The organism is Pseudomonas sp. Leaf127 (assembly GCF_001423155.1).
Classification (GTDB): Bacteria; Pseudomonadota; Gammaproteobacteria; order Pseudomonadales; family Pseudomonadaceae; genus Aquipseudomonas; species Aquipseudomonas ovata.
The window spans coordinates 92446-112722 of record NZ_LMOA01000026.1; the positions used below are offsets into that span (position 1 = coordinate 92446).

15 protein-coding genes and 1 pseudogene are annotated in these 20277 nt (G+C 64.4%); 12 read left to right on the plus strand and 4 right to left on the minus strand.

The features are described from left to right. Positions 1 to 218: 218 nt before the first annotated feature. Positions 219 to 1559, minus strand: a complete 1341-nt coding sequence (locus ASF84_RS27640; RefSeq protein WP_056842093.1) for an aminotransferase-like domain-containing protein — start codon at positions 1557 to 1559, stop codon at positions 219 to 221. Positions 1560 to 1808: 249 nt separating this feature from the next. Between ASF84_RS27640 and ASF84_RS27645 the strand changes: the two genes are divergently transcribed. Continuing rightward, complete coding sequence (locus ASF84_RS27645; RefSeq protein WP_442963095.1) at positions 1809 to 2933, plus strand: MFS transporter; 1125 nt, start codon at positions 1809 to 1811, stop codon at positions 2931 to 2933. Positions 2934 to 3117: 184 nt separating this feature from the next. Here ASF84_RS27645 and ASF84_RS27650 read toward each other — a convergent pair whose 3' ends face one another. Next, complete coding sequence (locus tag ASF84_RS27650) at positions 3118 to 4476, minus strand: ATP-binding protein (protein ID WP_056842095.1); 1359 nt, start codon at positions 4474 to 4476, stop codon at positions 3118 to 3120. After that, on the minus strand, positions 4473 to 5138 hold the full coding sequence (locus tag ASF84_RS27655; RefSeq protein ID WP_056842096.1) for a response regulator: 666 nt from the start codon (positions 5136 to 5138) through the stop codon (positions 4473 to 4475). The genes ASF84_RS27650 and ASF84_RS27655 overlap by 4 nt, the downstream gene beginning before the upstream one ends. 156 nt (positions 5139 to 5294) lie before the next feature. Between ASF84_RS27655 and ASF84_RS27660 the strand changes: the two genes are divergently transcribed. The 10 genes from ASF84_RS27660 (at position 5295) to ASF84_RS27705 (ending at position 17606) form a co-directional block, all read left to right on the plus strand. After that, positions 5295 to 5561 (plus strand): PepSY domain-containing protein, encoded by a 267-nt coding sequence (locus ASF84_RS27660; RefSeq protein WP_056842198.1) that lies wholly within the window; start codon positions 5295 to 5297, stop codon positions 5559 to 5561. Further along, positions 5561 to 6115, plus strand: coding sequence for a cytochrome b/b6 domain-containing protein (locus ASF84_RS27665; protein ID WP_056842097.1), 555 nt, complete (start codon positions 5561 to 5563; stop codon positions 6113 to 6115). Before ASF84_RS27660 ends, ASF84_RS27665 begins: the two co-directional genes overlap by 1 nt. A gap of 18 nt (positions 6116 to 6133) precedes the next feature. Continuing rightward, the gene (locus tag ASF84_RS27670; RefSeq protein ID WP_056842098.1) at positions 6134 to 6343 is read left to right on the plus strand and encodes a hypothetical protein; all 210 of its coding nucleotides are present in this window, start codon (positions 6134 to 6136) and stop codon (positions 6341 to 6343) included. A 1170-nt stretch (positions 6344 to 7513) separates the two neighbouring features. After that, positions 7514 to 8803, plus strand: a complete 1290-nt coding sequence (locus ASF84_RS27675; protein ID WP_082481888.1) for an MFS transporter — start codon at positions 7514 to 7516, stop codon at positions 8801 to 8803. Between the two features lie 141 nt (positions 8804 to 8944). Continuing rightward, on the plus strand, positions 8945 to 10306 hold the full coding sequence (locus ASF84_RS27680) for an SWIM zinc finger family protein (RefSeq protein WP_056842099.1): 1362 nt from the start codon (positions 8945 to 8947) through the stop codon (positions 10304 to 10306). Then, positions 10303 to 11916 (plus strand): DUF5691 domain-containing protein, encoded by a 1614-nt coding sequence (locus ASF84_RS27685; protein ID WP_056842100.1) that lies wholly within the window; start codon positions 10303 to 10305, stop codon positions 11914 to 11916. Before ASF84_RS27680 ends, ASF84_RS27685 begins: the two co-directional genes overlap by 4 nt. 13 nt (positions 11917 to 11929) lie before the next feature. Further along, on the plus strand, positions 11930 to 13012 hold the full coding sequence (locus ASF84_RS27690; RefSeq protein WP_056842101.1) for an ATP-binding protein: 1083 nt from the start codon (positions 11930 to 11932) through the stop codon (positions 13010 to 13012). A 6-nt stretch (positions 13013 to 13018) separates the two neighbouring features. Continuing rightward, positions 13019 to 15394: a DUF5682 family protein gene (locus tag ASF84_RS27695; RefSeq protein WP_056842102.1), complete on the plus strand. Its 2376-nt coding sequence runs from the start codon at positions 13019 to 13021 to the stop codon at positions 15392 to 15394. Beyond that, the gene (locus ASF84_RS27700; protein WP_056842103.1) at positions 15391 to 16587 is read left to right on the plus strand and encodes a VWA domain-containing protein; all 1197 of its coding nucleotides are present in this window, start codon (positions 15391 to 15393) and stop codon (positions 16585 to 16587) included. Before ASF84_RS27695 ends, ASF84_RS27700 begins: the two co-directional genes overlap by 4 nt. A 323-nt stretch (positions 16588 to 16910) precedes the next feature. Continuing rightward, a complete protein-coding gene (locus ASF84_RS27705; RefSeq protein WP_056842104.1) occupies positions 16911 to 17606 on the plus strand; it encodes a DUF6933 domain-containing protein in 696 nt (231 codons plus the stop codon). Positions 17607 to 17685: 79 nt separating this feature from the next. On the opposite strand, the gene ASF84_RS27710 is transcribed toward ASF84_RS27705, so the two are convergent. After that, a complete protein-coding gene (locus ASF84_RS27710) occupies positions 17686 to 18537 on the minus strand; it encodes a DUF4087 domain-containing protein (RefSeq protein WP_056842105.1) in 852 nt (283 codons plus the stop codon). Positions 18538 to 18992: 455 nt separating this feature from the next. Between ASF84_RS27710 and ASF84_RS30390 the strand changes: the two are divergent. Beyond that, a pseudogene (locus tag ASF84_RS30390) lies at positions 18993 to 20027 on the plus strand (methyl-accepting chemotaxis protein); the annotation flags it as partial. Between the last annotated feature and the right edge of the window lie 250 nt (positions 20028 to 20277).

Genomic DNA, 20277 nt, shown 5'->3' on the forward strand with positions numbered 1-20277 from the left:
GTTTCATAGATTCCGGATGGGGTAGCAGTCGTAAATTTGTGGCGTTTCATAGATTCCGGACGGGGTAGCAGTCGTAAATTTGTGGCGTTTCATAGATCCCGGATGGGGTAGCAGTCGTAAATTTGTGGGGCTTTCGAGATTTTACGACTGCTGCGCAGCCGGTCGCGGGCAAGCGCGCTCCTACTGGATTTGCATCAGGGCTGATTGCGCGGCCAGTCTCACACCTGGAAATGCTGGGCAACCTGCGTGCTGAAGTGCGTGCAGTTGATGCGCAGGAACGCTTGGTAATTGCGCTCCACGGCAAACACCGAACCGGGCAGCAGCAGGATGTCGTGCTGTGCCAGTCGCTGGATAAACCCCTGTTGATCGGCGATGTCGGGGTGTTCGGCCCAGACGAACATGCCGCTTTCAGGCGCAATCTCGAACTGCCAGCCACGGCTTTTCAATACACGCTGGGTCTTGTTCTGCTGCTCGATCAGTTTCTGGCGCAACTGCTTCATGTGCCCGGCATAGGTGCCGTCGGCCAGGATGGTGTTGACGAAACGCTCACAGAACGCCGGCACCGCCACGCAGGTCAGCAGCTTCAGGCGCGTCAAAGGTTCGACCAGTGCCGGCGGGCAGGCGATGTAGCCGACCCGCAGGGAGGCCGACAGGCACTTGGAAAAGCTGCCGACGTAGATCACCCGCTCCAGGTTATCCAGCTCGGCAAAGGTGTGCCGGGCGCTGGGGCTGAAGTCGCCATAGACATCGTCCTCGACGATGATGACGTCATGCTTGACCGCCAGGCGCAGCACATTGAACGCGTTGTTGGCCGTGATGGTGCCGCCGGTGGGGTTATGGAAGGTGCTGTTGCAGAAAAACGCCCTGACCGGCTGGCGCGCCAGCTGGCTTTCCAGTTCGGCAAGGTCCGGGCCGTCGGCGGTGCGGCGGATGCCGATCACCTGCGCGCCGTTGAGCCGCAACAGGCGGATCAGGTTGCCGTTGCACGGCTCGTCGACCAGTACGGTGTCACCGGGCTTGATCAGCAGCCGGGCGATCAGGTCCAGCGCGTGGGTGGCGCCCAGCGTGGTCAGGATCTGGCCGGGACGGGTGTCGAGGCGGGTCAGGCGCTTGATGTGCGCGCACAGTTGCTTGCGCAGCGGCAGGTAGCCTGAGATGTCGCCGTACTCGACCAGCGAGTGCTGCTCCAGCCGCGCCGTACGGCGAATCGCCTTGGTCAGCAGGTCGGTGTCGGTCCAGGATGAAGGCAACCAGCCACAGCCCAGCTTGGTGTAGTGCGGCCCGCCTTGCAGGAAGTTGAACAGCGCATCGCCCGCCATGCACTCAGGTTCCGCCTGGCTGGCCAGGGCCTGTGTGCGGGGGGCGACAAAATAGCCGCTGCCAGGGAGGGCCACCAGCACGCCTTCGCTGACCAGCCGCGCATAGGCCGAGACCACCTGGTGATAGCTGCTGCCGGTGTCGTCGACGAGCTTGCGAATCGACGGCAGGCGCTGGCCGGGTGTCCATTCGCCGGCGTCCAGGCGAGTCTTGAGAAGGGTGTAGAAACGCTGAGCGCTCATCAGGCATTCCGGCAAGGCGGCTGTTAGAAAAAACAGCCTAACAGTTCATGGCAAAACGTGCCGATTGTGTGACCGCCCGTACCGTACAAGGCGCATGATCGATCTGTCGTCATCGCACCGGATCCCCCGGCTGTGCGCTGTTTCGGGCGACATCGAACACACTGCCAAGGAGCCCGGCCGGTGAATGGATTACCTCGCAGAACCTGGCTGTACTTTGCCGCCCAGTCGATCAACCTGACCTGCGCCGTGATGTCGGTGACCATGGCCGCCACCATCGGCGCGGCGCTGGCGCCTACACCGGCGCTGTCGACGGTGCCTTACGGCTTTCAGTTCCTGTGGCTGATGCTGGCGACTTACCCGGTGGCCTATCTGATGGGCCGCTGGGGCCGCAAGCGTACCTTCCTGCTGGGCAATATCGCCCTGGCCGTGGCCGGTATCAGTGGCTATCAGGCCGTGGTCCAGCAAAGCTTTGCGCTGCTGGTGGTGTGCCACTCGGCGCTGGGTGTGTATGTCGCGTTCGCCAATTTCAACCGCTTTGCCGCCACCGACAACCTGGCGGCACACCTCAAGCCCAGGGCGATTTCCCTGGTGGTGGCCGGTGGCGTCATCGCCGCCGTGCTGGGCCCGACCCTGACCGAGTGGCTGCGTGAAGTCGGTGCCTTTGCCGCGTTCTCCCTGTGCTATGCCGCCTTTATCGGCCTGGCCGTGCTGGCCACCCTGGTTACGCTGTGCCTGCCCAACGACGCCGGCACCGCTGCCCGGCCTTCGCGCCAGGCGTCGCAGGCCAGCACGCGCTCGCCCTTGACCGCGCCGATCCTGCTGGCCATGGCGGTCGCGGCGCTGGGTTATTTCATCATGCACCTGTTGATGATCCAGGCCTCGATGCACATGCAGCACATGCACGAAGACTTCACCGCCATGCGCCTGGCCATCCAGTGGCATGTGATCGCCATGTTCGCGCCGTCGTTCTTCACCGGCTGGATCATCGAACGCCTCGGGCTGAAAATCACGCTGTGCCTGGGCCTGTGGCTGTTGATCGCCAGCACGGCGGTGAATATCGCCTCCAGCCATTACCTGGCGATCAGCGCCGCCCTGATTCTGCTGGGCCTGGGCTGGAACCTGACCTACGTCGGCAGTGGTGCCTTGCTGGCCCGGCAACTCGAAGGCCAGGTGCAGGCATTCAAGGTGCAGGGCCAGAATGACCTGGCCATCGCCATCTGCGCCACCCTGGGCGCCTTTGCCCCGGCCGTGCTGCTCACCGGCATGGGCTGGCAAGGCAGCAACCTGCTGTGCGCCGGCCTGGCCTTGCTGGTGCTGGTGGCGACCATCACCGTGCTGAAGCGGCCGGTGAGGCCGGCCGCTTCGGTGGCGTAGGCATACCGTATGGCAGGTTGTTTTGATTTCTTGCGACGTTGCGTATGCGTTACATCTCACCCGATATGTCACGTATCCATGACATGGACCCTGAAGTCATTGCAACCCGCCTTGGTCGGCAAGTACGCGAAAGGCGCCTGAATCGCGGTCATACATGGCGATGAGGCTCACAGGCAGGCTGCCTTCAGCCCGCCACCGGAATCACCACCTCTACGCACAACCCGCCCTGGGCGCGGTTGGAAAAGGTCAGGGTCAGCCCCAGTCGGCGGCAGACCATGTCGACGATAGCCAGGCCCAGGCCGGCGCCTTCGGGGTTGCCGGCGCTGTAGAAGCGGTCGCACAGGCGGGCGAGGGCCGCTTCGCTCACGCCCGGGCCCTGGTCCAGTACCCGCAGGCGCAGGTGCCGGTCAGGGTGGAGGCTCAGGTGCAGGCGCACCTCGCTGCCGGCCGGGGCGAAGGCCAGGGCGTTGCTGATCAGGTTCTGCGCCATGATGGTCAGCGCGGCCGGTTCGCTGCGCAGCAGGCAGTCATCTTCGCTGTCCAGCACCAGCTCGACGTTCTTGCGCAGCGCCAGCGGGGTCAGCTCGGCCAGCTCTTCACGCATCAGGGCGGTCAGGTTCAAGTGCTGGCTGGGCTGGGCGGCCGGTTCCAGGCGCGCCATGGTCAGCAACTGGCTGGCGATGCGGGTCATGCGGCCCACGCCCTGTTGCAGAAAGCCCAGCGCTTCGGCGCGCTCGCGCGGATCGCTGGCGGCCTGGGCATTGCGCACATGGATGTCGAGGATCGCCAGGGGCGTGCGCAGCTCATGCGCGGCGTCGGCGATAAAGCGTCGCTCGCGCTCCAGCTGCGTGCGCAACTGGCCCAGCAGATGGTCCAGCGCCGAGCGCATCGGTTCCAGTTCCGGCGGCTGTGGTTGATCCGGCAATGGTTCCAGGCTGTCGTACGGGCGATTGCGCAGTTGCCGGGCCAGGCGCTGCAACGGGCGCAGGCCCCAGCCCAGCACGGCCCAGATCAGCAGCGTCAGCAACGGCAGGCCGATCAGGGTCGGCAGCAAGGCGTGGTGGACGATTTTCTGGATCAGGTCCTGGCGCAGGTCGTCGCGTTCACCGGCCCAGATGCGGATGCCCAGTGTCGGGTCTTCGAGCAACACCCCGCACCAGTCCTGGCCCTGGTACATCAGGTCGTGCAGGCCGGGTGCAGGCGGTTCGGCCAGGGCCGGGGCGTGCCGCGAGCGCAGCAGCAGGCGGCCGTCGGCCGACCAGATCTGAAAGGCCACGTTCATTTCATACGGGTGCGAAAGAATGCCCTGCGCAGAGCGGTTGAGCGCGTTGTCCAGCTCCGCCTCAAGGGTGTTCCAGTCGCGTTGCGCGGGGGCTTGTTGCAGTAAGCCCTGCATCAGTCGTGCGGCCTGCACCAGTTGCGCGTCGTAGACGTTTTCGATTTCCCGGTGGCTGTCGCGCAGGGCCAGCAGCACCAGGGTCAGGCTGCCGATGATCATCAGCAACAGGGTGGGCGCCAGGATGCGCGTGCGGATGGAAATCACGTGCTGCGCTCCACCAGATAACCCACCCCGCGCACCGTGCGGATCAGCCCGGCATCGAGTTTCTTGCGCAGGTTATGGATCAACACTTCCAGGGTGTTGCCCGGGCCGCTTTCCTGCCAGCCATACAGGGTGTTGCTCAGCCGTTCGCGGGTGACGACCACACCGGGGCGAGCCAGCAACTGGTGCAGCAGTTGATATTCCATTGGCGTCATGGCCACGCAGGCGCCCTGGTAGAACACCTCCTGGGTGGCCGGGTCCAGGCTGACCCCGCCGTGTTCCAGGCGTGGCTGGGCACGGCCCTGGCTGCGGCGCAGCAGGGCGCGGATGCGCGCCTTGAGTTCATCCAGGTCCACCGGCTTGACCAGGTAATCGTCGGCGCCGGCGTCCAGGCCGGCAATGCGGTCGGCCACCGCGTCGCGGGCGGTGAGGATCAGCACTGGCACGTTGCCTTCAGCCTGGCTGCGCATGCCGCGCAACAGGCTGATGCCATCACGCCGGGGCAGGCCGAGGTCGAGCAGCACCAGGTCGAAGGTTTCGCAGCGCAAGGCGTGCTCGGCCTCCAGGCCATCGGCGACCCAGTCCAGTACATAACCCTCGCCGCGCAGGGCGACCCGGATGCCTTGGGCCAGCGCACGATCATCTTCCACCAGCAATACGCGCATGCGTGTGCCCTCTGTGTGCAGGCCGCAATCATGGCGATTCGGCGCTTACCTGCCAGTAAGCAAATGTTACAGGGCGTTACTCATTAAGACTTCATTAAGCTTGGCGCCGCACCTTAGGGCTTCCAACAAACGGAGACCCGTCCCATGACCCGCCTGCTGCGCTTCGCCCTGATCCCGACCCTGCTGCTCGCCAGCGCCGGCGCCTATGCCGGCCCGCAATGCACCACCGCTGACCGCGCCACCTGGCAAGACCCCGAAGCCTTCCAGGCCAAGCTGCGCGAGGCCGGTTACCAGATCAGCAAATTCAAGGTCACCGACGGCAACTGCTACGAGATCTACGGCTTCGACAAGGACAAGCGCAAGGTCGAGATCTACCACGACCCGGTCAGCGGCAAGGCCGTGAAGACCGAGATCAAGAGCTGATGAACGCGGCGACGATCCGCCTGTGGGATCCACTGGTGCGCCTGTTTCACGGGTCGGTGGCCCTGGTATTCGTCGCCAACTATTTCTTCAACGAGGCCGGTGACGACTGGCACACCTGGCTGGGCTACTACGTTGCCGGCTGGCTGGTGGTGCGCGTGGTGTGGGGCTTCATCGGCCCGCAGAGTGCGCGTTGGGCCGACTTCTGGCCCACACCCACACGCTTGCGCACGCACCTCGGTGCCTTGCGTCACGGCCGTGACAGCCACCGCCTGGGGCACTCGCCCTTGGGCGCGCTGGTCATGGTGCTGATGATGACCGCCCTGGGGGCGCTGGCGCTGACCGGTTTTCTGATGCAGGAAGTCGATGCCCTGTGGGGCGCCGACTGGCCGCAAGACTTGCACCGCTGGATCGCCAACAGCCTGGCGGCACTGGTGGCCGTGCACGTGAGTGCTGCGCTGCTGGAAAGCCTGCGCCTGCGCGAGAACCTGCCACTGTCGATGCTGACCGGGCGTCGCCGCCTGCGCCCTGACACGCACATCCGTGACGACCATTGATCTTTTCTGGATTTCTTCATGCTGCTGAACCTCTTGCGCGCGCCTGCGCACAGCGGCGCCCGTCCGTGGCTGACGCTGCTGGCGCTGGCGACCCTGAGCTGCGCCCTGTTGTTGCTCGACGATTTTCTCCAGCAGCAATACACCGCCAACAACCGCGCCGAACTCGGGCTGTCCTACGTGGCGGCCCTGTGGCTGTGGGAGGCAGCTCTGCTGGCGATGACTGTGTGACAGGCGCAGCCGGTGTGTTGGGCTTGCTGGCCTCATCGCCGGCAAGCCGCCTCCCACAGGTTCGATGAAATCCCGGATCTTGTGCCTGGCATCGGACTGTGGGAGGCAGCTCTGCTGGCGATGTCTATGTGTCAGGCGCAGCCGGTGTGTTGGGCTTGCTGGCCTCATCGCCTGCAGAGCAGCCTCCCACAGGCTCGATGAAATCCCGGATCTTGTGCTTGGCATCGGACTGTGGGAGGCCGCTCTGCTGGCGATGACTATGTGACAGGCGCAGCCGGTGTGTTGGGCTTGCTGGCCTCATCGCCGGCAAGCCGCCTCCCACAGGTTCGATGAAATCCCGGATYTTGTGCCTGGCACCGGACTGTGGGAGRCAGCTCTGCTGGCGATGRCTRTGTGWCAGGCGCAGCCGGTGTGTTGGGCTTGCTNAGGTGTATGGGCCTTGCTGGCCTCATCGCCTGCAGAGCAGCCTCCCACAGGCTCGATGAAATCCCGGATTTTGTGCCTGGCACCGGACTGTGGGAGGCAGCTCTGCTGGCGATGGCTATGTGTCAGGCGCAGCCGGTGTGTTGGGCTTGCTGGCCTCATCGCCTGCAGAGCAGCCTCCCACAGGCTCGATGAAATCCCGGATYTTGTGCCTGGCACCGGACTGTGGGAGRCAGCTCTGCTGGCGATGACTGTGTGACAGGCGCAGCCGGTGTGTTGGGCTTGCTACAGCTCTGCTGGCGATGACTGTGTGACAGGCGCAGCCGGTGTGTTGGGCTTGCTGGCCTCATCGCCTGCAGAGCAGCCTCCCACAGGATTGATGTTGCCCATGATCTCGTGCTTGGCACCGGATTGTGGGAGGCGGCTTGCCGGCGATGGCGATGGGACAGGCGCAGCAGGTGTATGGGCCTTGCTGGCCTCATCGTCGGATCGCTGCCCGGGGCAGAGCCCCCTCCCATCGGTGGATGACAACCCTGGATCGGGTGCCTGACCATGACCGTTTATCTACCTGCGACAAAATGTCCGTTTTTCATGTCGTTTTCAGATTTCATTTAGCCCTTGCGCGCCGTAGAATCCGCGCCCGATTTGCGGGTGCGAAATTGCCAGATCGTCGACAGAAAGACCTCCATCCGACTGCCCCCATCAAACAATTGCATCGATTAGTGCTGGTTGAAAACCGAGGGTGTCGTGTCGCGAAAACTGTTGGCGTTGGTGCTGGGGCCGCTGATCGGCCTGTTCATTGTCAGTCTGGGTAATGGCTTCATTTCTTCCCTGACGTCCCTGCGGCTCGACTCGGCCGGGGTTTCGGACACGATGATCGGCCTGGTGTCGTCGTCCTACTTCGTCGGCCTGGCGCTGGGGGCGATGTTCGGTGACCGGCTGATCAAAAGCATCGGCCATATCCGCGCCTACAGCAGCTTTGCCTCGCTGACGGCGGTGACGTTCCTGTTGCAGGGGCTGATCTTCGACCCGTGGGCCTGGTTCTTCTTTCGCCTGGTCAACGGCCTGGCCATTGTCGGCATCTTCCTGGTGGTGGAAAGCTGGTTGCTGTTGTCGGGCGACCAGAAGATGCGTGGCCGGCTGCTGGCGATCTACATGATTGCGCTGTACGGCGCCGGCATGCTCGGCCAGTTGCAACTGGGCGTGATCAATGCCTGGGGCGAGACGGCGCCGTTCATGATTGCCGGCATGCTGGCGTCATTGTCGGTGCTGCCGATGGTGATCCTGCCGCGCGTGGCGCCCGAGGTCGGCGACATCGAACCCTTGCTGCCCCAGGACCTGCTGCGCATCACGCCCACCGGTGTGCTGGGCACCTTTGGCTCAGGGGTGGCGATTGCCGGCATGTACGCGCTGCTGCCGATCTACCTGCAGCGGGTCGGGATGAACATCACCCAGGTCGGCTACCTGATGGCCTGCGTGATTCTCGGCGCGATGCTGCTGCAATACCCGGTGGGGCGCTGGTCCGACCGCCAGGACCGGCAGGTGGTGCTGATTGCCTTGAGCGTGTTCTGCGCGGTGCTGTCGGTGCTGATCCTGATGCTGCCTGACTCGATGCTGTTGCTGGCGGTGCTGCTGTTCCTGCTTGGCGGCGGGGTTTTTGCCCTGTACCCGGTGGCGGTCAGCCATGCGACCGACACCGTGTCGGCCGGCGAGCTGGTGCGGGTGATCCAGGGCATGCTGCTGATCAACTCGGTGGGCTCGGCCATCAGCCCGCTGATCATTTCGCCGACCATGAAGCATGTCGGTGACAGCGGCTTTTTCTGGTCCTTCGTGGTGCTGAACGTCGCCATGGCGTTGTTCTTCATCTGGCGCCGCAAGGTCCACCCGGCCTCGACCCCGACCGCGCCGTTCGAGGCGGCCACGCAGATGTCGCCGGTGGGCGCCGAGATCCGCGTCACCGATGAACTGGTGCAGGCCACGCTGGAGCGTGAACAGCTGGAAGAACACGCCGCACAACCGGCGCCCCAGGCCGGGTGACTGACCCGATGTCGCGGGCTGGCCCGATATTCTATTCAGGTGATTTGCGAACGATTCCTCATTTTGGGCCTCAAAGGGTTTCCGTGATGTCGGCTTATGCCATCATCGGCATCCTTACCGAATGGAATCCAGTAAGCCTTGATGCAGTTTTCTCGCGAACTCATTCTTCAGCAAGCACCCGATGCCTCGTCAGCCAAAGCGGCGCAGGGCCTGCTCAGCCTCAGTAAATGGCAAACCCTCGGCGTCAACGAGCGGGCCGTGTGGGGCGAGTGCAAAGGCAGCGGCAGCAAGCCGTACCAGGTCCAGATCGACCTGGAAGCCCTGGCGTTCAAGTGCAGCTGCCCCAGCCGCAAATTCCCCTGCAAGCATGGCCTGGCCCTGGCATTGCTGCGTGCCGAGCAAAGCTCGGCGTTCACCGACACCGAGCTGCCGGCCTGGGTCGGCGAGTGGCTGCAAAGCCGCCAGCAGCGTGCCGAAAAGCAGGAGCAGAAAAAGGCTGAGGCCCCGACCGTCAAGCGTACCGACGATGCCGCCGTCTCGGCCAAGCGCCTGCAGCGCATGCAGGCCGGGCTCGATGAGCTGGAGCGCTGGTTGCAGGACCAGGTCACCCAGGGGCTGGCCACGCTGATCGGCAACGAAGGCGCCTTCGAGCAACTGGCCGCGCGCATGGTCGACGCCCAGTTGCCCGGCGTGGCCTACCGCTTGCGCCCGCTGGCCGGCGTGCCCGGCAGCGGTGTGGTCGATGGTGTCGACTGGCCGTTGCGCCTGCTCGGTGCGTTCGGGCGCCTGCAACTGATGATCGACGGCTTTCGCCGTCTCGACAGCCTGCCCGCCACCGAGCGTGCCGACCTGTCCCAGGCCCTGGGCTTGCCGCTGAGCAAGGACGACGTGCTGGGGCAGGGCGAGGCGTGTGTCGATCAATGGCATGTACAAGGGCAGTACGTCGAGGAAGAAGACCGCCTGCTGATGCGCCGGGTCTGGCTGCGTGGCCTGAACAGCGGCCGCATGGCGCTGCTGCAGGACTACGCCCATGGCTCGCGGCAGTTCGAGCAGGTGTTCGTCACCGACTCGGTGATCAGCGCCGAACTGGCCTTTTACCCCGGTGCCTGGCCGCAACGTGCGGTACTGGCCGCCACGCCCACCTTGGTCGAACCGTCCGTACAGACCTCGCCTTGCCCGGCACACGACGCCTTCGACACCCTGGCCACGGCGCTGGCCGCCAACCCCTGGCAAACCCCACAACCGATGAGCATCGACGACGGCACGCCCGAACTTGACCCACACCTGGGCTGGATGCTGCGCATCAGCAGGCCCGAAGGCGACAGCCAGGTGCCGCTGGAGATGGACAAGCGTGACGGCTGGATGCTGTGCGCCGTGGCCGGTGGCCGGGCGCTGCGGGTATTCAGCGAGTGGCACCAGGGTGTCGACGGCAGCTACCTGCAACCGCTGACGGCCTGGCAGGGCCAGACGCTGGTGTGGTCCTCACGGGAGACAATTGCATGAGCCTGCTCGAACCCCTGGCGGTCACCGCCCTGCTGGGCACCCGCAAGCAGGCGCTGGCGCCGCTGGCCGTCGAAGGCCCTATCGGCCCCTTGCTCGACGCCATTGCCCGCGACTCGGCCAGCGACGAAGCGCGCCTGCTGCGCAGTGCGGCGGTGCTCGACATGTGCCAGCACGCCGGCTGGCTGGCCCCCGAGGCCACCACGGCGGCGGCAGCGCCGGCCCCGGAAGACACCCTGGCCCTGCCGCCCGAGCAAAGCTTCGGCGTACTGAGCCAGATGCTTGCCGAAGGCTACCCGCGCCTTGGCCAGTTGACCCTGTTGCAACTGGCGCAGCGCCAGTTGCGCCTGCCGCCGTCACTGTTGCCCGAGCTGCTGGATCGGGCTCGCCGTGACGCGTACCTGCGCGGCCTGCTCGCGCCGGTGCTGGGCGAGCGCGGCCGCTGGCTGGCCGAGCGCAACCCGGCCTGGCAGGTTCAGGCCATCGACCGCCGCGAGGCCCTGAACGACGAGATCTGGTCGCTGGGCAGCCTTGAACAACGCCAGGTTTACCTCAGCGCCCTGCGCGAACAGGACCCGGTCGCCGCCCGCGAGCTGTTGGTGGCGGGCCGCAAGGATTTCGATGCCCGCGAGCGCAGCGCCTTGCTCGCCGCCCTGGCCACCGGCCTGAGTGCCGATGACGAACCACTGCTGGACGAGTGGAGCCGCGACCGCAGCAAAGAGGTGCGCCGCGTGGCCGCCGAGTTGCTGATGGACCTGCCGGATTCGGCCTATCGCCGGCGCATGGCCGCGCGCCTGGCCCTGTGCGTCAACGTGACCCCGGCGGCGGCCGAACCGGGTGGCCTCAAGGGCCTGTTCAAGCGCCTGACCCATTCGGGCAGCAACGCCCCGACCGTGCAGATCGAACCGCCCCAGGCGTTTTTCGACAACGGCAAGGACGACCAGATTGAAGAAGCCGTGCCCAACGGCGAAGGCCTCGGCCAGCGCGCCTGGTGGCTGTACCAGGTGGTGGCCGCCGCGCCGCTGCAGACCTGGCGCGATCACCAGGGGCTGACCCCGCACGACTGGATTGCCGCCGCCGGCCGCAGCGACTGGGACGAAGCCCTGATTCGCGGCTGGTACCAGTCCACGTTGCGCGAAGGCGATGCCGAGTGGGCCGCCGCGCTGCTGGACCGCATCTCTGCGACCGGCCTTCGTCTGGCGCGCTGTTTCCTCGACAGCCAGCCGCTGATCGCGCTGCTGCCGGTGCCCGAGCGCGAAGGCCACTGGCTGCGCCTGGCGCACCATATCGAAGACCGCAATTCGCTGAGCCTGTCCGAGTTGCTGGCCCAGATCCTGGCCGCCATCCCGGTACAGAGCCGGCCCGGCACCGCCTTTTGCGAGCAATTGCTGCCGCACCTGCGCATCGGCATCGCCTTGCCGCGCAGCGTCTACGACTACAACCTGCGCCATAACCTGCGCGACTTCGCCACGCTGCTGCCGCCCGAGCTTTTCGCGCAAGCCCGCCAGGGCTGGCCGGATGACGAGGCCCTGCACCGTCACCAGAGCGAAGCCCTGCATGACTGGCACAACACCCTGAACCTGCGCGAACACCTGCAGACCCTTCTCGATTGAAACGGACCGATCAATGACCAGCTCAGTACTGCGCCAGCACGCCGAACAGCAATTCGCCGAAGAGCTCGATGAACTGCGCAAACAGGACACCCGCCAACGCCCCACCAACTGGGAAATGTCGCCCTGGGCGGTGGTCACCTACCTGCTGGGCGGCAAGCTGGAAAACGGCTTTGAAGTCAGCGCCAAGTACATCGGCAGCCGTCGCCTGATCGAAACCGCCGTGGCGACCCTGGCCACCGACCGCGCCCTGTTGCTGTACGGCGTGCCGGGCACCGCCAAGTCCTGGGTGTCCGAGCACCTGGCGGCAGCCATCAGCAATGACTCGACCCTGATCGTGCAAGGCACCGCCGGCACCAGCGACGAGCAGATGCGCTACGGCTGGAACTACGCCCAGTTGCTGGCCAAGGGCCCCTCGCGTGAGGCGGTGGTCGAAAGCCCGCTGGTGCGGGCAATGGAGCGCGGCAAGACCGCCCGCATCGAAGAACTGACCCGTATCCCGGCCGACGTGCAGGACACCCTGATCACCCTGTTGTCGGAGAAATCCCTGCCGGTGCCGGAACTGGGCACCGAGATTCAGGCGGTGCGTGGCTTCAATGTCATTGCCACGGCCAACAACCGCGACAAGGGCGTCAACGAGCTGTCGTCGGCGCTCAAGCGCCGCTTCAACACGGTGATCCTGCCGGTGCCGTCCAGCGAAGCGGAAGAAGTGAACATCGTCACCAAGCGCGTGGCCGAAATGGGCCGCTCGCTGGAGCTGCCGGCCCAGCCGCCGGCCCTGGCCGAGGTGCGCCGCGTGGTGCAGATTTTCCGCGAGCTGCGCAACGGCCTGACCGAAGACGGCAAGGCCAAGCTCAAGTCGCCCAGCGGCACGCTGTCGAGCGCCGAGGCGATCTCGGTGATCAACAACGGCATGGCATTGTCGGCTTATTTTGGTGACGGCACGCTGCACGCCCGTGATGTGGCGGCCAGCATCGTGGGGGCGGTGATCAAGGACCCGGTGCAGGACGCGGTGGTGTGGCGCGAGTACCTGGAAACCGTGGTCAAGGAACGCAGCGAGTGGAAAGACCTGTATCGCGCTTGCCGCGAGATCGAGTAATCGCGCATGTCCGACGCGATCCACCTGTTTGGCATCCGCCACCATGGCCCAGGCTGTGCACGCAGCCTGTTGCAGGCGCTGCACACCCTGCAACCTGACTGCCTGCTGATCGAAGGCCCGCCCGACGCCGAGGCGGTCCTGCCGTTCGTGCTCAGCGAAGCGATGCAGCCGCCAGTGGCGCTGCTGGTGCACGCCGAGGGCGACCCGCGCCAGTCGGCGTTCTACCCGTTCGCCGAATTCTCTCCGGAGTGGCAGGCGCTGCGCTATGCGCTGGGCCAGAACATCCCCACGCGCTTCATCGACCTGCCGGCCACCCACCAGTTCGCTCTGGAAAAGGCCTGGCGCGAAGAGCAGCAGGCACAAGCCGAGGCGGCTGAGGCGGTCGAAGCGAGCGAGGGTGATGAAACGACCGAGGACGATGAAGCGGTCGTGGTCGAACTGGAGGCCGCCGACTTTGCCGAAGCTGACGGCACCGCCGTCGGCGAAGAAATCCCCGAACATGAGTTGACCCACGACCCTCTGGGCTGGCTGGGTCGCGCCGCCGGCTACGCCGATGGCGAAAGCTGGTGGAACCACATGGTCGAAGAGCGCTGCGACGGCGAGCAATTGTTCGCCGCCATCGCCGAAGCCATGCAGGCGCTGCGTGAACAGGCCCCGACCGAGCGTTCGCCGTACTACGTGCGCCGCGAAGCGTTGCGCGAGGCGCATATGCGCAAGTGCCTGCGCCAGGCGCTCAAGGACGGTTACCAGCGCATCGCCGTGGTCTGCGGCGCCTGGCACGTGCCGGCGCTGGCAACGATGCCGGCTGCCAAGCTCGACAACGACCTGCTCAAGGGCCTGCCCAAGCTCAAGGTGGCCGCCACCTGGGCGCCGTGGACCTACCGCAACCTGAGCAGCGCCAGCGGCTATGGCGCCGGCGTCGATGCTCCGGCCTGGTATGCGCACCTGTGGAACGAGACCGACAGCAGCCAGCGCGCCGTTACCTGGCTGGCTCGCGCCGCCCGGCTGTTTCGCGATGACGGGCTGGATTGTTCGTCAGCGCACATCATCGAAGCCACACGCCTGGCCGATGCCCTGGCCGCCATGCGCGAGCGGCCTGCCCCCGGCCTTGAAGAACTCTTCGAGGCGTTGCAGACCACTGTGTGCATGGGCGACGCCGCGCCGATGAGCCTGATCCGCGACCGGCTGATTGTCGGTAACCGGTTGGGTGGCGTGCCGCCCGATGTGCCGGCAGTGCCGTTGCAGCGCGACCTGGAACAACTGCAGAAAAGCCTGCGCATGAAGCCCCAGGCTGCGCAGAAAACCCTCGATCTTGACCTGCGCGAAACCGGCGACCTGGCGCGCAGCCACCTGCTGCACCGCCTGGCGATCCTCGGCATCGGCTGGGGCGAGCTGGCGCGGACCGGAGTCTCGGCCAAGGGCACCTTCCACGAAATCTGGAACCTGCAATGGCAGCCGGAACTGGCCGTGTCGATCATCGAGGCCAGCCAGTGGGGCAGCACCGTCGAAGACGCGGCCAGTGCCCGCGCCATCGGCCAGGCCAAGGACGCCACGTCGCTACCCGAACTGTCGGCGCTGGTCGACACGGTGCTGCTGGCCAACCTGCCACAGGCGGTGGAGCCGGTCACCCATGCCCTGGAAGACCTGGCCTCGGTGGCCACCGACGTAGCCCAGTTGCTCGACGCGGTGCCGGCGCTGACGCGTATTGCGCGCTACGGCAACGTGCGCCAGACCGACACCGGCATGGTGCGCCATGTACTCGACGGCCTGATCGCCCGCGCCGCCATCGGCCTGGCCCCGGCCTGTGCGTCACTGGACGATGACGCCGCCATGGCCATGCGCGAGCGTATCGGCAAGGCCGACGCCGCCATTCGCCTGCTCGACGACGCCGCCCGCAGCCAGGACTGGCAACAGGCCCTGGGGCGCCTGGCGGTGTTCGGCGCCACTCACGGCCTGCTGGCCGGGCAGGCGGCGCGGTTGCTGTTCGATGCCGGGGTCGATGATGTCGACACCAGTGCCTCGCGCATGACCCTGGCGCTGTCACGCAGTGTCGAGCCCGCCGCCGCTGCCGGCTGGCTGGAAGGCTTCCTCGACCAGAGCGCGCTGATCCTGATGCACGACCCACGCCTGTGGACCATGGTCGACGGCTGGCTGGCGACCCTGAGCAAGGACCACTTCGACGGCATCATTGCGCTGCTGCGCCGCACTTTCAGCACCTTCTCGGCCGCCGAGCGCCGTGAACTGGGCGAGCGTGCCCGGCGGCCGGTGCAGGACGCGGCGCCTGTGCCGGTGGCCGCACGCATCGATGCGCAGCGTGCGGCACGCCCCGTGCCCTTGCTTGGCCGCTTGCTGGGCCTACCCCACGATGGAGCGTCTTCGTGAACGACGACACCGAACTCTCGCAACACGACGAACAGGCGCGCCTGCAACGCTGGCGCCTGGTGCTCGGCGAAGCGGCCGCGCCCAGCCTGGGCGACTGCGGCCTGGACAGCGCGCAGATGAACATCGACGCCGCCCTGACCGCACTCTACGACCCTGACGGGCCGGGTGGCCTGCGTCGCGGTGGCAGCGCCAAGTCATCGCCGAAGGTCGCGCGCTGGCTGGGCGATATCCGCAAGTACTTCCCCACCCAGGTCGTGCAGGTGATGCAGAAGGACGCCCTGGAACGCCTGAACCTCAAGAACATGCTGCTGCAACCGGAAATGCTTGAACTGGTGCAGCCCGACGTGCACCTGGTGGCCTCGCTGGTGTCGCTGTCGGGGGTGATCCCGGCCGAAACCAAAGAGACCGCGCGCATGGTGGTGCGCAAGGTGGTCGACGAATTGATCAAACGCCTGGAAGAGCCGATGCGCAGCGCGGTCAGCGGCGCGCTCAACCGTGCGGTGCGCAACAACCGCCCGCGCTACGCCGAGATCGACTGGAACCGCACCATCCGCGCCAACCTGCGTCACTGGCAGGAGGAGTACCAGACCATCGTCCCGCAGACGCTGATCGGTTACGGACGCAAGTCCCAGCGCAGCCAGCGCGACATCATCCTGTGCATCGACCAGAGCGGCTCGATGGCCGCCTCGGTGGTCTATTCGAGCATCTTCGGCGCGGTAATGGCCTCGCTGCCGGCGGTCACCACGCACCTGGTGGTGTTCGACACCGCCGTGGTCGACATGACCGAGCAACTCGACGACCCGGTCGACTTGCTGTTCGGCGTGCAACTGGGCGGCGGCACCGACATCAACCGTGCCGTCGGCTACTGCCAGAGCCTGATCCGCGAACCGCGCAACACCATCATGGTGCTGATCTCCGACCTTTATGAAGGCGGCGTGGAAAAGAACCTGCTGCAACGCGCCGCCGAGCTGGTGGCCTCGGGCGTTCAGGTCATTACCCTGCTGGCGCTGAGCGACGAAGGCCGCCCGTTCTACGACGCCGACCTGGCCGCCAAGCTCGCCGCGCTGGGCGTACCCTCGTTCGCCTGCAGCCCCGACCAGTTCCCGGCGCTGATGGCGGCGGCGATCCGCAAGGAAGACATCGGCCTGTGGGCCGCCAAGCAAGGCATCGCCACGGCCCGTGCGGCTGAATAGGGCAGCGCTCGAGTCGGCGTCTTTGGTGGCTGATACCCTGCATTCGCGACCGTTGGTCGCTCCTACACTAATGCCGTGTCGAACGCCTATTCAGCGCACGGCACCCATCCCGTAGGAGCGACCAGCGGTCGCGAAAGGACCGTTACATTCAACACCTGACCGTCAGTATTTGCTCGGTCCCACAGGATTGTGTAAACACGGGATTTTGGATTCGGTTTCTGTATATCGCACCAAAGACGCCAACCAGAATCAGTCCCAGTACCACCCAGCCGCTGTTTTCAGGCATTCTGAGCCGGTCATCCCCTCCTGGAGCCGCGCGCCCCATGCTCGTACTGAACTGCACACAGGCTGCCTGTGATTTTTTCACCCGCAAGGTCAAGGGCTCGACCGTCACGCCAGTGCAGCCCGCGCCCTCCAAGAAATGGCAAGACGACGCCTTCAACGATGCCGACGGCCGTCCCCTGCCGCAGGACCAGTGGCAAGTGCACTGCGTCACCCGCAAGCGCAAGCCGGTGCTGATGGTCATGCACATGCCCACGCGCTATGCCATGGTCTTTACCGATATCAAGCGTGCCGACCTGGCCGGCTTTCTCCAGCAATTCGTCGAGCGGCTGCTCAACCAGATGATGACGCTGGGCATCATGCTGGGCCTGCTGCGCGAGGATGAACACGCCGGTGTGATCGAGCGTTTCATGCAGTCGCACGATCAGTTCCAGATCTTCGCCCGCAGCGACCGCAGTGTGCAGAGCCATATCAACCAGGCGCTGTTCCATTTTGACCTGATGCTTGAAGACATCGGCGTCTTGCCCGCCAATACGCAGGAAGCGGCCGGTTTCGATGCCCAGGTCAACCGCACGATTCGCAAGATCGGTCCCAAGGAAATCGGCTACTTCTGCCCGGACGAAGCCATGCTGGCGTACTGGTGGGAGCGGGTCGGGCACCTGGACCGCGCCTCCTCGCAAGAGGCGCAGCTGCGGTTCAAGCTGTTGAAGAACGAAAGGCCTGAAGGGCAGCCATAACCACAGCGTCCTGCGGAGCATCAGGCCAGCCAGTACCGCAGGGCTGCCGGCAGCTTTTCACCGTCCCGGCAGGAAGGCACTACTGCCCGGCGTCGAACCGCACCGACCGGATGATTGCGCCGATCGTTTCGAAGTTCTGGTAGTACCCCACGGTTTCGAACAGCAACTGTGTGGAGTCGGTGTAGACAATCGCCATCAGGCAGGTACCGCCGGCGGCATGAAAGCCGGTTTCCGGGTCCCCGACGCCACAGGTCTGAGTGGTCAGCAGACCTTTCCAGCCCGGCCCCTGGATAACATCCACCGGGCTGGGTTCGTCCATGCCCGCATTGCGCATCCAGACGCCGTCTTCCAGAGAAAAGATCAGGCTGTCGGCGGCCTGTTCCAGCGTGCCGTGTTGCAGGCACAGGCTGAGGGTGTATTCCTCGTTGTTGGCCATGGAGGGTTCATCGAGTTTCAGGCACTGGTTCTCCCTAGTGACCTTCCAGCCATGCGGATAGCGAAAGCTGAAACCATCGGTCTGGTAGGTCTTCAAGGCCCTGAGCGTCATCGGCGCCGCCGCCTGCGGATTGGCCGGCTCGTGCAAGGCGGCATCGTTGCGGCAGGCGGCCAGCGGGCGGGCGGTGGCCTGCGTGAGGTTGTCCAGGCGACGGTTCGCGACATCGACACTGGCGGTCACGCAGGCACAGCTGTACCCATAGTGGCCGTTGTTGCGGATCCACTGGTCATCCGCAAAAAGCGGCAACTCGCCCCTGGCCTGATGGCCGCCTTGCCTGGCGATTTCCCAGGTGCCGTCCCGGTCGGTGAGTGTGATGTTGCCCAGTGACGGTTTCTCGAACCAGCCGCAGCGGCGCTCGGTCTTGTCGGCGGCGTGGGCGGGGAGCCAGGCCGTGCTGAGCACCAGGGTCAGGAACAGTAGCGAGGGCCGCAGCATGAGACATCCTTGTGGGTAAGCCGCCTGTGGGCGCGGGGAGGCTTGATCATAACGAGGGTGCGGGGGTTTCTGTAGCGCGATGTGAAGCCGGTATCGAAGGCCAAGGGTCAAGGCACTGGCCGCGTACAGATAAACGTGCAGTAACGTATGACATCTGATGCCTTTAAATAGTGCATGATTCAATGCATGCATAACTTTTAAAAAGGATCCAATTCGCCATAAGTTGAAGTGTTTTATTGTTGATAAACTTGAGACAAAAGGCCTGAAGAGAATGGACTCTGGCGAGCATTGAAAATATCCGTACACGGTGAAGAAATATTTTTCTATTGGGCTTATTAAGCCGGTTTTCTTAAAGAAAGCTTTTAAAAAGCCGATAGCTGCATCACCTGCGGCTTTTGCTGCCAAACCGTATCAATTCTTATTAAGGTGGCGTCATGCACTCTCGCCGATGGACAATGCTTAGCGACCTAAGTGTTCGATCTAAACTCATGCTTGGATTTTCGTTGCTGATCGGGATGATTTTATTGGTGGCCTATACCGGCTGGAAAGCAACGGAGACCCTGCGTGACCGCAGCGAGCGTATCGAAGACATCGCACGCTTCAGTACGCTGGCCCGCGACATGCGAATAGAACGGTTGGTTTATCTATTGACCCCGTCGGATGCACAAGCCGAAAAGTGGTCCAGCGCGCTGGGAAAGTCTGAAAGCCAGTTAACGGCAATTATTCCAAACTTTGACTCGGCAGAGAATCGTGCACTGTTGGCCGAAGCCGACGCCATTCTTAAACGCTACCGTGAATATTACAATCAGGTCGTCGCCGCTACGCGCGAGCGTGAAAGTATTCGTGTTGTCGCGGCCACCGCAGTCGAAGCGATCAATACCAGCATGCTTCGCCTGGCAGAAATCACTAACTCGGACGCGGGCAACTTTGCAGAGCGTCAACAGCTGACGGGGATTTTTATTGCGGTCCAGAGAATGCGCGTAGGGTTTCGTTCCTACTCAGCGGCGCCCACTAAAGAATCCGAAGAGGCTGTTCGCAGCGCCATCAGCAATGTGGCCGCGTTGGTAAAAGCCCTGAGCGCGACAGGCTTGCCACCGGTGTCGATTGAGACCTTATCGCTTGAAGTCTCGGCGTATGAGAAGCAACTTCAAACATTGGTGGCTGCTCAGGCAAAAGTAGAGACGGCGCAGGCGGGTATCACCACGTCCATTACCGCACTGCTTGGCATCACCGGGAAAATGTCGGATGTGCAAGTTGCGTTCAGGCTTTCTGATGTGACCGACTCCCAGCACATGCTGTTGATCTGGTTGTTGCTGGCCATTGCGCTGGGAATGATGGCGGCCTGGCTGATCACTAATTCCATCGTGACGCCCCTCAAGGAAACGGTGCGCATCGCTGAAACGGTGGCGAACGGTGACTTTACCTATAACGCCGTGGTCAGCAGAAAAGACGAACTGGGTGCGCTGCAAAACAGCATGCAGTCGATGACCGCCGGCTTGAGGCGTTTGATCGGTGAAATGCGCGACGGAATTGTTCAGGTCTCAAGCGCTGCTGAAGAACTGTCTGCAGTCACTGAGGAAACCAGTGTCGGCGTCAACGCGCAAAAGGTTGAAACCGACCAGATCGCGACGGCCATGCAGCAGATGACGGCCACCACCCATGAAGTGTCCCGCAATGCCGGCTTGGCGGCGAAAACGGCAGTAGATGCCAGTCATCAGGCCCTGCAAGGCGATGAGGTGG

Coding starts and splice junctions, on each gene's coding strand:
- ASF84_RS27640 (WP_056842093.1), bottom strand. CDS start 1,559: ATGAGCGCTCAGCGTTTCTACACCCTTCTCAAGACTCGCCTGGACGCC.
- ASF84_RS27645 (WP_442963095.1), top strand. CDS start 1,809: ATGTCGGTGACCATGGCCGCCACCATCGGCGCGGCGCTGGCGCCTACA.
- ASF84_RS27655 (WP_056842096.1), bottom strand. CDS start 5,138: ATGCGCGTATTGCTGGTGGAAGATGATCGTGCGCTGGCCCAAGGCATC.
- ASF84_RS27665 (WP_056842097.1), top strand. CDS start 5,561: ATGAACGCGGCGACGATCCGCCTGTGGGATCCACTGGTGCGCCTGTTT.
- ASF84_RS27670 (WP_056842098.1), top strand. CDS start 6,134: ATGCTGCTGAACCTCTTGCGCGCGCCTGCGCACAGCGGCGCCCGTCCG.
- ASF84_RS27680 (WP_056842099.1), top strand. CDS start 8,945: ATGCAGTTTTCTCGCGAACTCATTCTTCAGCAAGCACCCGATGCCTCG.
- ASF84_RS27685 (WP_056842100.1), top strand. CDS start 10,303: ATGAGCCTGCTCGAACCCCTGGCGGTCACCGCCCTGCTGGGCACCCGC.
- ASF84_RS27690 (WP_056842101.1), top strand. CDS start 11,930: ATGACCAGCTCAGTACTGCGCCAGCACGCCGAACAGCAATTCGCCGAA.
- ASF84_RS27695 (WP_056842102.1), top strand. CDS start 13,019: ATGTCCGACGCGATCCACCTGTTTGGCATCCGCCACCATGGCCCAGGC.
- ASF84_RS27705 (WP_056842104.1), top strand. CDS start 16,911: ATGCTCGTACTGAACTGCACACAGGCTGCCTGTGATTTTTTCACCCGC.
- ASF84_RS27710 (WP_056842105.1), bottom strand. CDS start 18,537: ATGCTGCGGCCCTCGCTACTGTTCCTGACCCTGGTGCTCAGCACGGCC.